The 14678-nt window shown below is 54.8% G+C and carries 13 protein-coding genes; 4 read left to right on the top strand and 9 right to left on the bottom strand.

All coding sequences use genetic code 11. The features are described 5' to 3' along the window. Positions 1-2 precede the first annotated feature (2 nt). From lsrG to lsrA, 6 genes are all read right to left on the bottom strand, one after another. Positions 3-293 (bottom strand): (4S)-4-hydroxy-5-phosphonooxypentane-2,3-dione isomerase, encoded by a 291-nt coding sequence (gene lsrG, locus ABRZ28_RS15710; RefSeq protein ID WP_319605392.1) that lies wholly within the window; start codon positions 291-293, stop codon positions 3-5. A gap of 72 nt (positions 294-365) precedes the next feature. Then, entirely contained in the window at positions 366-1241 is an 876-nt protein-coding gene (gene lsrF, locus ABRZ28_RS15705; RefSeq protein ID WP_319605393.1) for a 3-hydroxy-5-phosphonooxypentane-2,4-dione thiolase, read from the bottom strand. Between the two features lie 71 nt (positions 1242-1312). Then, positions 1313-2335 (bottom strand): autoinducer 2 ABC transporter substrate-binding protein LsrB, encoded by a 1023-nt coding sequence (lsrB, locus tag ABRZ28_RS15700; RefSeq protein ID WP_319605394.1) that lies wholly within the window; start codon positions 2333-2335, stop codon positions 1313-1315. A gap of 50 nt (positions 2336-2385) precedes the next feature. Next, positions 2386-3387, bottom strand: a complete 1002-nt coding sequence (gene lsrD, locus ABRZ28_RS15695; protein ID WP_330520857.1) for an autoinducer 2 ABC transporter permease LsrD — start codon at positions 3385-3387, stop codon at positions 2386-2388. Next, a complete protein-coding gene (lsrC, locus tag ABRZ28_RS15690; RefSeq protein WP_330520856.1) occupies positions 3384-4433 on the bottom strand; it encodes an autoinducer 2 ABC transporter permease LsrC in 1050 nt (349 codons plus the stop codon). Before lsrC ends, lsrD begins: the two co-directional genes overlap by 4 nt. Further along, entirely contained in the window at positions 4427-5995 is a 1569-nt protein-coding gene (gene lsrA, locus ABRZ28_RS15685) for an autoinducer 2 ABC transporter ATP-binding protein LsrA (protein ID WP_330520855.1), read from the bottom strand. Before lsrA ends, lsrC begins: the two co-directional genes overlap by 7 nt. A 252-nt stretch (positions 5996-6247) precedes the next feature. Here lsrA and lsrR point away from each other — a divergent pair, with 252 nt between their 5' ends. From lsrR to ABRZ28_RS15670, 3 genes are all read left to right on the top strand, one after another. Further along, complete coding sequence (gene lsrR, locus ABRZ28_RS15680) at positions 6248-7213, top strand: transcriptional regulator LsrR (RefSeq protein ID WP_319605398.1); 966 nt, start codon at positions 6248-6250, stop codon at positions 7211-7213. 92 nt (positions 7214-7305) lie between these two features. Then, positions 7306-8898, top strand: coding sequence for an autoinducer-2 kinase (gene lsrK, locus ABRZ28_RS15675; RefSeq protein ID WP_319605399.1), 1593 nt, complete (start codon positions 7306-7308; stop codon positions 8896-8898). A 15-nt stretch (positions 8899-8913) separates the two neighbouring features. After that, complete coding sequence (locus tag ABRZ28_RS15670) at positions 8914-9264, top strand: cupin domain-containing protein (protein ID WP_319605400.1); 351 nt, start codon at positions 8914-8916, stop codon at positions 9262-9264. A gap of 152 nt (positions 9265-9416) precedes the next feature. On the opposite strand, the gene ABRZ28_RS15665 is transcribed toward ABRZ28_RS15670, so the two are convergent. Next, a complete protein-coding gene (locus ABRZ28_RS15665) occupies positions 9417-10199 on the bottom strand; it encodes a tyrosine-protein phosphatase (RefSeq protein ID WP_319605401.1) in 783 nt (260 codons plus the stop codon). Positions 10200-10266: 67 nt separating this feature from the next. Then, on the bottom strand, positions 10267-11037 hold the full coding sequence (gene udp / locus ABRZ28_RS15660) for a uridine phosphorylase (protein WP_319605402.1): 771 nt from the start codon (positions 11035-11037) through the stop codon (positions 10267-10269). 410 nt (positions 11038-11447) lie between these two features. Here udp and ABRZ28_RS15655 point away from each other — a divergent pair, with 410 nt between their 5' ends. Beyond that, a complete protein-coding gene (locus tag ABRZ28_RS15655) occupies positions 11448-12275 on the top strand; it encodes a dienelactone hydrolase family protein (RefSeq protein WP_319605403.1) in 828 nt (275 codons plus the stop codon). A 43-nt stretch (positions 12276-12318) separates the two neighbouring features. Here the strand turns inward: ABRZ28_RS15655 and metE are convergent, their stop codons facing one another. After that, entirely contained in the window at positions 12319-14583 is a 2265-nt protein-coding gene (gene metE / locus ABRZ28_RS15650) for a 5-methyltetrahydropteroyltriglutamate--homocysteine S-methyltransferase (protein WP_330520854.1), read from the bottom strand. Positions 14584-14678 lie beyond the last annotated feature (95 nt).

Below are 14678 nucleotides of genomic sequence, written 5' to 3'. Positions count from 1 at the left end.
TCCTATGGCATCAAGCCGATAAAGGTTGTCTTTTTACGAGAGCCCGTCATCAGGGATTCAAGCGCAGCGACGCATTCTTTGTAATGCGCGGTGGTTTTATGCTCTGCAACGGCCTTTTCATCCACGTAAGCTTCATAGATATAGAAACGTGTTCTAACCGCGGGATCCTGAAGAACATCAAAACGCAAATTACCCTTTTCCTGAACGGCGCCAAGATGGTTTTTACGAAAAACCTCAATGAACTGTTCAACTTTATCGTCATGAACGTTAATTTCAACCAGCGTAACATGCATGGAAAATCTCCTTATAGCTTAAACATCGGGCCTGCATCACAGGCCCGAAAACGTTTTAGCGATGCCTGCGCATCATCCCTTTTCGCTGAGGAATAACGCATAGGCGTGTTCGACGGTTTCATTTTCATGAACAATGGCATGTACGGCCTTCAACATGGCGACGGGGTGTTCTGACTGGAAGATATTGCGCCCCATGTCCACCCCCGACGCGCCCTGGTCGATGGCCTGAAAACACATTTCCAACGCGTCCCGTTCAGGCAATTTTTTCCCGCCGGCAATGACGACAGGCACCGGACACCCGGCCACGATTCGTTCAAAACCATTGTCGACATAGTAGGTTTTGATGAGCTGTGCGCCCATTTCAGCCGCAATACGCGTCGCCAGAGAAAAATAACGCTGGTCGCGCGCCATCTCTTTGCCCACGCCGGTGACGGCCATCGTGGGCATCCCCACTTTCATACCGGCATCGACAAGCTGGATGATATTTTTAATCGATTGATGCTCATGCTCGCTGCCAACGTATACCTGTGCGGCAACGGCGCTGACATTCAGTCGCACGGCGTCATCCATCGCAACGGCGACGGCTTCATTACTGAGATCCGTTAAAATCGAATTCGCCCCCGAGGCGCGAAGCACGACCGGCTTATTCGTCGCCGGCGGCACCACGCTGCGAAGAATACCGCGGGTACACATCAGCACATCGGTGTAGTCAAACAGTGGCGCAATGTTAATATCGATACGCTCAAGGCCGGTTGTCGGCCCCTGAAAATAGCCATGATCAAATGCCAGCATCACGGTTTTTCCGCTGCGTGGATTAAAAATGCGCGACAGCCGCGACTGCATTCCCCAATCAAGCGCGCCACAGCCTTTGAGCTTGAATAAGGTATTGGTTTGCGGGTTAGTAATATGGAAGTCTTTACCGTCTTTAATATCGTCTAAATCAGCCATGACAACACCCCATCGGATTATTAAACGTAACCGGTGCTGAAAGAACGCAGAGCGTCATTTCAGCGCGTGAATCAAAAGTCATATTTATCAATATTCTCTTTCGTGAAGATCACGCGTTCCGGCAGGAGAACGATGCCATTGCCTTTGGCCTCGTAGTCGTATCCCTGTACGCGGTTAGGTGAAACTTCAACCTGCCCGACACCGGGAATATCCAGCTTGTCGCCAATATTCAGTTCGCCATTTTTGAGCAGGGCATTCGCCACATAAACGGCGATTTTCCCCTGATTAACCACGTCCCAGAGACCAAACGCTTTGACGGTTTCGCGTTTTACATAGGGACGCATCACGTTCGGAGTGCTGAAACCGACGATGGCGATATCGCTACGCTTCAGGTTCTCCGCCGCCTGGGCCGCCGCGGGCAGGGCATTGGCGTCCGGCGCGATAATGGCGTCCAAATCGCCCCATGCTTTGATAATTCCTTCGGCGGTCTGTAATGACTTAGTCGCATCGTTATAGCCAAACTGCGTGGTCACTATCTCCCAGCCCGGATGATCCTGTTCAATCTTGCGTTTGGCTTCAGCTACCCACTGGTTCTGATCCGTTACGGTCGGGCTTGAGTAGAAGAAGGCAACCTTGGCTTTCTCTTTCTTCACCTGATTAGCCGCCATATCAACCAGCAAACTCCCCAGTTGGACAGGCGTACCCTGGTTAATGTAATAAGAGCGGCATTCGGGCTTGGTATCAGAGTCCCAGGTCAGAACTTTGACGCCCCTTTGCATGGCGCGTTTTAGCGCCGGACATAGCCCTTCCGGGGAGACGGCGGAAATAATGATGGCGTTATACCCCTGATTTACAAAGTTATTAATCAGTTGCACCTGCCCCGAAACGCTCGGTTCCGTCGGGCCGTCATAGGTCACGTCAACACCGAGCGCTTTACCGGCTTCCAGAGCGCCGTTCCCGCCACTGGTGAAAAACCCCACGCCGACCAGTTTTGGAATGAAAGCAATACGCTCGGCGGCATGGACGGTAAAACTCAGCGAAGCCATGCCGAGCGCGCTTAACAGCGCTATTTTTTTAATGCTTTGCATAGTCATATATCTCCATATTGCTTCTCTTGTGGGATGGATTAAGCCATAGGGGGACGTTACGCCTGCTTTATCGCTCGCTGACGCAGAAGCCACTCCCGAATTTGATGACGGTGAATACTGATCGACCGGCCGACAACGACAATAATGAGCAGAGCGCCTGACAGCGCGCTTGATATCTGATTGGGAATACCGATCATTTGCAGCCCCTGCTGTAGATAGCCGACAAGCAGCGCCGCCAAAGCGGTGCCAATAATCGATCCCGAACCGCCGTAGATATTGGCGCCGCCAAGAACGACCGCCGTAATGGCCGGCATCAGAAAAGAAGCCCCCAGATCGGAACGCGCCGAGCCGAAATAGGACACCAGCAAGATGGCCGCGACAGATGAAGCGAGTCCGGTCATGGCATACAACGCGCACAGAGTCCGGTTAACCGGGATGGCGCTATAGTGAGCGACCCGCGTACTTTGACCGATGAGGAAAATATTCCGGCCGATATGCGTTCGGTGCATCAGCAGCCAGAACAAAAAAAAGCAGACGGCAAAAAAGATAAGCGGCATTGGGAGGCCGAACGGTGAAAGGTTGACAAACTCGGTAAACGCCAGCGGGAATCCGCCGATACCTTCGTATCCGGTCGCGCCAGACATGCCGGAAAGTAAAAGCGCGCTTCCGCCGAAGAGGTACATCGTACCCAGCGTGATAACCAGCGGGTTTACGCCGGTATAGATGATCAGACCGGCATTCAACAGTCCGCACAGGCCGCCTATCGCCAGCGTGAACAGAATGGCCAGGGGGAAGGGAATGCCCGCCTGGAACATCACGCCCAGAGAAATCGCGCACAGCCCAATCGTTGAACCAAAAGAGATATCGATGCCGCCACTGACAATCACCATCGTGAGCGGCAGCGCGACTATACCGATACAGATAAAGTCACTGGTGCTGAACAACAACACGTTAATATCCAGCATGCGCGGATTGGCAATACCAAAGGACAGTATTTCAACCGCCAACAGTGCGGCGAGCGCGATCTCCCAGCCATAACGTTGCCATTGCGCCATCATGCCACCTTCCTGTTTTTATCCGGGGTATTCGTCGTTTTCGTCTCTTCGGGGGCGGTAATTTCTGACGTTCCGCCAACGAAACGCGCATATTTTTGCTTACGTAAATTCTTCACAAGCGCACAGCGAAGCCTGCCGTCAAACACAAGCACCCCCAGTAAGACCAGGCCGGCGATAAAGTCATTCCACCAGGCCGGAATGCGCAACAGCACCAGAACGCTGTCGATTTGCGTCAGAAAGTAAGCGCCCAGAATCGCGCCCAGCACGGTGCCTGAACCGCCAAGAAGACTGATCCCGCCGAGAACGCAGGCCGCGATGGCTTTCATTTCGAGACCGGTTCCTGTCTGGTTGGGGATGAAACCGATCTGTGAAGCAAAAACGATGCCTGCGATAGCGGCCATCACGCCATTGAGGGAGAAGGCCATGATGCGAATCGCTTCCGTGCGAATGCCCAGTTGTCGGGCGCCCTGCAAGTTATCGCCGGTGGCGTAAATGCTACGGCCGAACGGTGTTTTAAGCAGTACCCAGGCCATCAGCGCGATCGCCGCGAGCGTCAACCAACCGATGGGGGAAATGGACAGGAAAATAGGGGAAGATAGCTGCTTAAGATCCGCCGGAAGGCCTTCTATCCATTTCCCGCCGGTCCATAACAACATCACGCCGCGGTAGAGTCCCAACGTACCCAGCGTAGCCACAATTGCCGGAATTTTGAGCCAGGCGACCAGCACGCCGTTGATAAAACCGGCCAGCAATCCCAGAAGAAGAGTAAAAAAACAAGCCAGCGGCAAGCTGTAACCCGCATTCAGGGTCAGACCAAGCAGCACGGCGCACATTCCGGTGATTGAACCGACCGAAACATCGATATTTCGCGTCAGCATAACCAGAGTGGCGCCAATCGCCAGCAGCATCAGGATCTGAGCGCTACTGAATATCATCGTCAGCGTCTGGAAGCTGAAATAGTTTTTATCAATAATGCCCAGTAGGGCAAACAGACAGAGAATAGCGATCAGCGCCGTCAATTCCCTGTTGTTTTGAATGAACTTCAACATAAGACCTCCGCATTTTGACGGGGTTTGTCCGTTTTTACGGCGCACGACAGATGCTCGCCAAATGCCATATGCATAATGGTGTCGACATCGATTTCATCCCCGCTCAACGCTGTTTTACTGATTTTTCCCTGGTGCATGACATAAACGCGATCGGCCATCTGCTCGATCTCTTCCAGATCGGATGAGATAAACAAAATGGCGACATTCTGTTGCGCGATACTGCGAATAAGCTGATAAATATCACTGCGGGCGGAGACATCCACGCCGCGGGTAGGTTCATCCACAATCAGCAGTTGTGGGCCGGCTTCAAGGCATTTTGCGATCAGGATTTTCTGTTGATTTCCTCCGGACAAGGTACGAACCGGTTGTTCGGGATTATTCAGTTTGATATTCAAAGCACGGCGATAACGTTCGAGTTTGGCGTTGTCGCGTTGCGGATTTGCCCAAAACCCACTGCTGTTATGCGTCAGTGAGCAGACATTCCATGACAGGGATGCATCAAGATAGAGCCCCGAAGCCTGCCTGTCCTCAGGCAAATAGACCAGACCGCGATTCAGACGCTGATCCGTCGGAAGCCCGGCAATATCCTGTTCATTAAACCGGATACTCCCGGCCCTGACGGGCCTGATGCCATAAAGCGTTTCAGCCAGCTCAGTACGGCCTGCGCCAACCAGCCCAGCCAGCCCGAGAATTTCACCAGCCCGGACTTCCAGGCTGATATCCATAAATCCCTCACCCGTCAGATTCTTCAGCACCAGCACCGGCTCATCTTTTTCACGAGCCGGCCGGTTACCCGGCAGCTCAAGCCAGAGTTTCTGCGATGCAGACAATGAAACGCCACGGGCCGCCGGGGTAATGGCCTGAATGATTTCTTCCGTGGTGAGCGACGTTGTACTGCCTGTCAGGGCGATTGTCCCGTCGCGCATCACGCTGACATGGTTCGCTATTTGACGAATTTCGGGGAGCTTATGAGAAATAAACACAATCCCGACGCCTTGCGTGAGCAGGTCTTTTAGCCGGGCGAAGAGGCGGTCGGTTTCCGCCGGGGTGAGAGAAGCGGTCGGTTCGTCAAGGATCAAGATACGGGAATCCCTCATTAGCCCCCGCATGATTTCAACCAACTGTCTATCGGCCACATCCAGCGTTCCGGCGGCAATTTGCAGATCCAGCTGACAACCCAGCCCCTTCAGTAACTGGTGCATTTTTTCCGGGGAAGCCTGCCGCGTTGAAAGACCAAAAAGGATATTTTCTTTCACCGAAAGACTCGGAAAAAGCAGGGGTTCCTGCGGTACCAGATAGATGCCCAACTGATGGGCCTTGGACGGCGTCAGACCGGCACACCGTTTCCCGTCAATTTCGATTGTTCCGCCATCCGGGGGAACAATTCCGGCAATGATTTTCATCAAGGTGGATTTACCGGCGCCATTGCCGCCGAGCAAAGCATGAACCTGCCCGGCATGCAGCGTAAAATCGATACTTTTGAGCACATCGACGCCGGAGTACTGCTTGCTGATATTGCTCACGCAAAGCAGCGGGGGAACGAAATAGTCACCGATTTGCATCTCGCCTCCATCGCCCAGATAATAAACGCCGCAATCTGAACAAAAGTTTTAGTGAAATCTATTTGTTCATCAAGATAGACATGGGTTGCCTGAAAAACAGTCATGACGATCACGTTTTTTAGATAATTTATTATTTATTTAATATTTTGTTCATTATTGGGATAAGAAGTGCGGGATGGATCACAGCTATTCTTCACCGTTAGAAGAACAATTGTGTTCATGATTTTAAAATGTTCAAAGTGATGCAGACTTATGACAACGAATGACAGTAGCTTTCAATCCGACAGCCACATGAGCGAAGAGGAACTGGTGGCGCGTATCGCCTGGTTCTACTACCACGATGGTCTGACGCAAAGCGATATCAGCGAACGACTCGGACTTTCACGCCTGAAGGTCTCGCGGCTTCTGGAGAAGGGCCATCAATCGGGGATTATTCGCGTCCAGATCAATTCCCGTTTCGAAGGTTGCCTAAAGCACGAAGACGCCATTAAACGCCACTTCGGTTTAAAGAACATACGGGTGCTGCCCGCTTTACCGGGAAGGGATATCTGCTCACGGCTGGGCATTGGCGCTGCTCATATGCTGATGGAATCTCTTCAGCCTAACCAACTGTTGGCGGCCGGGTTCGGCGAAGCCACGATGTGTACGCTAAAAAGGCTCAGCGGATATATCTCGTCACAGAAAATCCGGCTGATTACGCTTTCCGGTGGCGTCGGACCTTACATGACAGGGATCGGGCAGCTCGATGCCGCGTGCTGCGTCAGCATTATCCCCGCCCCATTGCGAGCCTCTTCCGCCGATATCGCGCAAACCCTGCGGGAAGAAAGCAGCGTAAAAGATGTCTTGCTGGCGGCCCAGGCCGCAGATGTTGCCGTGGTGGGCATTGGCGCGATAAGTCAGAAAGAGGAGGCCACTATTTTACGTTCGGGCTATATCACCGAGGGCGAACAGCTCATGTTTGGGCGTAAAGGCGCAACAGGAGACATTCTGGGGTACTTCTTCCGTTCAAACGGCGAGATTGTCCCCGATATGCGAATTCACAATGAGTTAATCGGCCTGAGCCTCCGGGCGCTATCCACAATCCCTACCGTTATCGGCGTGGCGGGCGGAATACATAAAGCAGAGGCAATCGTGGCGGCGCTGAAAGGAAAATATATCAACGCGCTGGTGACCGACCAGGAAACCGCAGAAGAAATTCTGAAGCTAATTGTAAATTAACCAGTCCTTATACAGATGACGGACAACCGGAGTGATTTATCTGACATGACCCCATAAACAACGCATCGACATAATTAGCCGAGGGTAATCATATGGCTCGACTCTGTACCTCCTCTTCATCAGGGAACTACCTGATGGCTCTCGATGCCGGCACTGGCAGCGTGAGAGCGGTTATTTTTGATCTGGAAGGGAATCAAGTCTCCGTGGGACAGGCTGAATGGCAACATTTAGCCGTTCCTGATGTACCGGGCTCAATGGAATTCGATCTTGTCAAAAACTGGCTGCTAACCTGTCAGTGCATACGTCAGGCATTACAGTCCGCCGCCATCCCGCCTGACGCGATTGCGGCAATTTCCACCTGTTCAATGCGTGAAGGGATCGTGCTCTATGACAGCGATGGGTTGCCGATCTGGGCATGTGCGAATGTCGATGCCAGAGCGTCACGCGAGGTAAACGAGCTAAAAGAACTGTACGACAATACATTTGAAAACGAAATTTACCGTTGTACGGGGCAGACGCTGGCGCTCAGCGCAATGCCGCGGTTGCTCTGGCTTGCCCATCATCGTCCCGATATCTATCGTCGGGCGGCGACGATCACCATGATTAGCGACTGGATGGCCTGTATGCTGAGCGGAGAACTGGCCGTTGATCCATCCAATGCCGGCACCACGGGTTTGCTGGATCTGGTGACTCGTGACTGGAAAGCGGGCCTGCTGGAAATGGCGGGGCTACGTTCCGACATTCTCTCTCCGGTTAAGGAGACGGGGTCGGTTCTGGGTAAAGTAACGGCCGGAGCGGCGGAACAGTGCGGGCTTGCCGCCGGGACGACGGTGGTGGTCGGCGGCGGGGACGTTCAACTCGGATGCCTGGGGCTAGGCGTAGTTAGACCGGCGCAGACGGCGGTACTTGGCGGCACGTTCTGGCAACAGGTAGTGAATTTACCCGCCCCCGTCACCGATCCGAATATGAACGTACGCATCAATCCGCATGTAATCCCTGGGATGGTGCAGACAGAATCCATCAGTTTCTTTACCGGACTGACCATGCGCTGGTTCAGGGATGCGTTTTGCGCGGAAGAAAAACTGATCGCGGAACGCATGGGAATCGATGCTTACACGTTGCTCGAGAATATAGCCAGCCGTGTTCCGCCAGGCGCATACGGCGTAATGCCGATCTTTTCCGACGTCATGCGATTCAAGTCCTGGTATCACGCCGCCCCTTCTTTCATCAATCTCTCAATCGACCCTGATAAATGCAACAAAGCAACGCTATTCCGGGCGCTGGAAGAGAATGCCGCCATTGTTTCCGCCTGCAACCTACAGCAAATCGCCGAGTTTTCGAATGTCACGCCCACCTCCCTTGTTTTTGCCGGCGGAGGAGCAAAAGGGAAATTGTGGAGCCAAATTCTGGCTGATGTGACCGGACTGCCGGTGCATATCCCGGTGGTAAAGGAAGCCACCGCGCTTGGATGCGCCATTGCAGCAGGCGTTGGCGCGGGAATTTACGACTCGCTGGCCGAAACGGGGGAACGCCTGGTGCGCTGGGACAGAATGCATCAGCCCGACCCTGCCAACAGCGATATTTACCTGCTGGCGCGCCAGAAATGGTTGGCGGTTTATAAGGAGCAACGGGGGCTGGTCGATCACGGCCTCACCACTTCTCTCTGGAAAGCGCCAGGGCTTTGAAAGGAAGGACGGAATATGATTAAGACAACGGAAACAGCACATGACTATCGTTTTGGTGACAACGGACCAAAATATCTGATTCGGGGTCCGTTCTGCGATATGGGCGTTGTGGTTCTGCAACCAGGACAGTCATTCAGGAATCACCGGCATAAACAGGCCTGTGAAGTGTTCTATACGCTATCCGGGGAAGTCTGTTTGTTTCTTGAAGGCCAAATGCACATTTTGCGCGAAGGGGATGTGCTCCAGTGCGATCCGGGAGAAGCGCATTTTCTGATCAATCATGGAACACAGCCATGGAAGGGCGTTTTTGTAAAATCACCTCATCTGGCAAGCGATAGCCATCCCGCAGAACCAGAAGCCTATTAAAACACGCCCCTAAACCGATATGGCTATCGGGGCGTGTGGCAGAAATCCTGGGGATATTATCGCTTACAACCCGGTAAGGTCGGCGCTAAAGCGAACGGAGATGATTTTAATATCCCTCTTTTTACGCATAGGATTAGCGCCAAGGGCCGGCATCAAGCCAGATACTTGTCCTGTAGGCGGCGGCGGGCGCGCTCGTCCAGCCCGTACTCGTTTTCCAGCCAGCCATCGACCGAACCATAGCGTTCATTAATCGCCCGCAATGCCGTCGCGATGAACTCCTCCTGTACCGACAGCACGTAGGAGAACTGCGTCAGCGCCTTCTCATTGAGCGTGGTTGACAGACGGGTCAGCAACTGCTGGCGAAACGGCGTCAGCGTGGTTTCGGTCAACAGGTAATCTTCAATCACCGTTTGCTCGTCCGCGCCCAGGGCGAACATCACCAGAGCCGACCCCATCCCGGTACGATCTTTACCCACGGCGCAGTGCTGCACCAGCGCGCCGTCGTCGTCCTGAAGCAGAAGCGATACCAATTGGCGATAGGCGGAATTATCGAACGGCAACAGGCTATAGAGCTTCAGCATAAATGCGCGCGAATCAAAAGCCGCCAGCACCTCGGAGCCGAGCGAATCCAGATTCGCCGTGACTTCATGGCGCAGCGGGTTCGCCGGGAAAGCGTGATAGTGGGCGCCGGGCCACAGAATATCGGGCTTTAGCGCGATTTCATCATCATCCCGGTAGTCAACCACCTGTGAAACCGGCACCCCGGCCAGACGTTGGCAGTCCGCCGGACTTAACCGATCCAGCGAACCGGAGCGGAACAATTTTCCGTGACGAATAAGGCGTCCGTCCGCCGCGCGGTTCCCGCCCAGATCGCGGAAGTTAATCCCGCCATCCAGCGGAACCAGTGAAGGATGGAGTAACGTAGGTTCGGTCATACATCTCCTTGCGATTGTCATCGATAAAGAGCCGGCCTGAAATACGCCCATCAGACCGATGTAAAGCCTATGCGCCGGCCAGCAGCCGTCGCGTAGCGTCCAGCAGTACCTTAACGACCGTCGTTTCCGCCTGTTTCATGGTTTCGACATCGGGAATTTCCTGCTGGGTGCGATTGACGATAACCCCGGCTATCATCCCGGCGCGCAGCCCCTGGCTGGCGCACATGGTCAACAAGGTGGCCGACTCCATTTCATAATTCAGTACGCCCATGCTTTGCCACTCTGCCATGGAACCCTGAAAACGGCGTACCACACGGCCGGAAAACGTATCATAGCGCTCTTGTCCGGGATAAAACGTATCGGATGACGCGGTCACGCCGATATGAAGCGCCGCATCCGCCGCCTTCGCCGCCTCGACCAGCGCGGTGGTACAGGCAAAATCGGCTACCGCCGGGAACTCCATCGGCGCAAAGTGCAGACTCGCGCCGTCGAGGCGCACCGCCGCCGTGGTAACCAGCACATCGCCCACATTGATGTCCGGCTGAATCGCGCCGGTCGTACCTACCCGCAGAAAAGTGCGAATACCCAGTTGGGCCAACTCTTCTACCGCTATCGACGTTGACGGCCCGCCGATACCGGTGGAACAGACGATAACCGCCTTGCCGTCCAATTCGGCGCGCCAGGAGGTAAATTCACGATGCGACGCCAGATGCGCCGGATTCTCCATCAATCGGGCTATTTTTTCGACACGCGCCGGATCGCCGGGTACAATCGCCAGCGTCGCACCCTGTAAATCCGGCTTCGTCAGGCCGAGATGGAATACATCAGATGTAGACATACATGCCTCCCAGGCAATGAGTTGAGTAATCAGAGAAAGAAAAAAACACCGGGCACATTTTTAAACGTTGTATAACAGCGGCCTCAGGAAGATGACGGGCGAAAATAGCCCACCATCGCCAAGACTCTATCGTATTGCCACGGCTATTTTTGTGACCATAATCACCAATAAAAAAGAAATAAAGGCCAGTAATACATTAAATATGTGACACATATCACCAATTAAAGAGCTTCAGCGCCGCATCCGCCAATCGATAGCCTCAATGACCAAAACATTCGCGCCGTCCTTCATTCCTCTCCTGACGGTTATTCAGCCTGTTTATTGTAGTTTCTTCAATCGTTGATACTCTTTGTCATAGACGCGAAACCTGACATCACTATGAATTGAACGCACCCAAAGGGGAAAACGCCATGAATACCGATGAGCAAACCGTTCTCAGACAGATGCCGCGGGAATTGACTTCGGCGGTCAGCGCGCAGACGTCTTCAACCATCAATACGGATACTGCCGGGATCATCGCCAGTGAAACGACGGTCCCGTCGCAAGGGGAGCTGTTGCCGGCCTATTTCGCCAAGCCCGCCGCGCAAAACGAACCCTTTCCCGTGGTATTGGTGGTGCAGGAAATTTTCGGCGTTCACCACTATATCCAGGATCTGTGCCGCAGACTGGCTAAGCAAGGCTATTTGGCCATCGCGCCCGAACTCTATTTCCGTCAGGGCGATCCCCATCAATATCAGGATATTCAGCGAATTCTCAGCGAACTGGTCGGCAACGTGCCGGATGCGCAGGTGTTATCGGATCTGGACCATACGGCGAACTGGGCCATCAAACACGGCGGGGATGCCAATAAACTCGCCATTACCGGCTTCTGCTGGGGGGGACGAATCAGCTGGCTGTATGCCGCCCATAATCCGCAGTTGAAAGCCGCGGTCGCCTGGTACGGAAAATTCACCGCGCCCAAGACGATAAATACCCCCACGCACCCGCTTGACGTCGCCACATCGCTCAACGCGCCGGTTCTCGGATTGTACGGCGCCCGGGACGACAGTATTCCGCCGGAGCAGATAGATAAAATGCGCCAGGCGCTGCGGGCCGGCAATGCCAACGCGGAGATCATCGTCTACCCGGATGCGGGACATGCTTTCCATGCCGATTATCGCCCCAGTTATCATGCCGAATCGGCTCAGGACGGCTGGCAGCGGATGCTGGCGTGGTTTAAGAAATACGGGATAGGCTGAGTTTAGGTCAGGGAGGCTTTCGCCTCCCTGTGCGCTTCGATACTTACTGCGCTTCGCGCAGACGGCGCGCCGCCTGAACCAGATTGGCCAGCGCCTGACGGGTTTCCGGCCAGCCGCGGGTTTTCAGACCGCAGTCCGGATTAACCCACAGACGTTGCGCCGGGATACGCTGCGCCGCTTTCTTCAGCAGCGCTTCGATCCACTCCACGCTCGGGACGTTCGGCGAGTGGATATCATAGACGCCCGGGCCGATTTCGTTCGGATACTCAAACTCTTCAAACGACTCCAGCAGTTCCATATCGGAACGCGAGGTTTCGATGGTGATCACATCGGCGTCCAGCGCGGCGATGGAATCCATAATGTCGTTGAACTCGCAGTAACACATATGGGTGTGGATCTGCGTATCGTCTTGCGCCACGGCCGCGTTCAGACGAAACGCCTCTACCGCCCAGGCCAGATAGGCATCCCAGTCGGAGCGATGCAGCGGCAGGCCTTCACGCAGAGCGGGCTCATCGATCTGGATGATGCCGATACCGGCTTTTTCCAAATCGGCCACTTCGTCGCGCAGCGCCAGCGCAATCTGCTTGGCGATGGTTTCACGCGTTACGTCTTCGCGCGGGAACGACCAGCACAGAATGGTGACCGGGCCGGTCAGCATCCCTTTCATCGGCTTGTCGGTCAGGGATTGCGCATATTTCGCCCACTCAACGGTAATGGCCTGCGGGCGGCTGATGTCGCCGATAATCACCGGCGGCTTGACGCAGCGGGAACCATAGCTCTGCACCCAGCCATTCTGGGTAAAGACGAAACCGTCCAGATGCTCGCCGAAGTATTCCACCATATCGTTACGCTCGGCTTCGCCATGCACCAGCACGTCCAGCCCCAGACGTTCCTGCTCGATCACCGCTTGCTTAATGTGCTCGGCGATACCGGTACGATAGTTGTTGCCGTCCAGACGCCCTTGCTTGAAGTCCAGCCGCAGGCCGCGAATTTCCGTGGTTTGCGGGAACGAACCGATAGTGGTGGTCGGCCATGCCGGCAGCTTGAAGCGCGCGCGCTGAGCCGCCGCGCGCTGCGGGTAAGGGCTCTGACGCTGACTATCCTGCGCAGTGATGGCCGCCAGACGCTGAGCCACCGCCGGGTTGTTGACGCGGGAGGACGTACGACGGGCGCGAATCGGCGCGCTGTACGCCTCCAGCGCCCGACCATCGCCGCTGTTCAGCGCCTGGGAGAGCAGAGACAGCTCCGCGCATTTCTGAATGGCGAAGGCAAACCAGCTTTTCACCTCATCGTCCAGCCGCGTTTCGACGCTTAAATCGATCGGGCTGTGCAGCAGCGAGCAGGAGCTTCCCAGCCACAGATTTCGTTTGCCCGCCAGCGGTTGCAGACGTTCAAACCACTGGCTCAGGTCGGCGCGCCAGACGTTGCGCCCGTTAATCACCCCCAGCGACAGCAGCCAGTCCGCCGGCAATTGCGCATGCAGCGCGGCCGCGTCGTCTTTACCGTGAACCAAATCAACGTGCAGCCCCTGTACCGGCAGCGCTTTGATGGTGTCCAGGTTCTGGCCGATGCTATCGAAATAGGTGGTCAGCAACACATTCACCCGCCCTTGCAGCGCATCGTACGCCGGCTTGAACGCGGCCAGCCATTCCGGCGGCAGTTCCAGCGCCAGCGCCGGCTCATCAATCTGTACCCATTCAATGCCGCGTTTAGCCAATTCAGCCAATACCTGCTGATAAACCGGTAAAATAGCCGGCAACAGCGACAGGCGATCGAACGACTCGCCTTTGACCTTACCCAGCCACAGGTAGGTAACCGGCCCCAGCAGCACCGGCTTCACCTTGTGGCCCAGCGCCAGCGCTTCGTCTACTTCGTCCAGCAGTTGCGTCCAGGTCAGTTTGAACTGCTGGCCTTTGACAAATTCCGGCACCATGTAATGGTAGTTAGTGTTGAACCATTTGGTCATCTCGGCGGCGGCGGCAGGCTCGCCGGTCGGCGCGCGGCCGCGGCCGATGCGGAACAGCGTGTCCAGATCGACCGTGCCGTCGGCATTCTGATGGCGGGCCGGCACGTTCCCCAGCAGCAGGCTGGTGGTCAGCACATGATCGTACCAGGCGAAATCCCCCACCGGCAGCAAATCGACGCCCGCATCCTTTTGTTGCTGCCAGTGACGCGCCCGCAGTTCGCGTCCAACGGCCAGCAACGCTTCCTGCGTCGCATTACCAGCCCAATAACTTTCCTGCGCTTTTTTCAGTTCGCGCCGCAGTCCAACTCGTGGAAAACCCAGCGTGTGATTTAAAATCGTCATCGTTAACCCTTATTTAGCCGTCCAGATGTTTACACATCCATAATCCGCAGGTAGTGTATTCGGCACAAGCGCAATTTATTCACTATCACTGTGAA

Origin of the sequence: Brenneria sp. g21c3, assembly GCF_040240345.1 — a bacterium.
Classification (GTDB): Bacteria; Pseudomonadota; Gammaproteobacteria; order Enterobacterales; family Enterobacteriaceae; genus Brenneria.
This window is presented reverse-complemented; position numbering and strand designations above follow the sequence as displayed.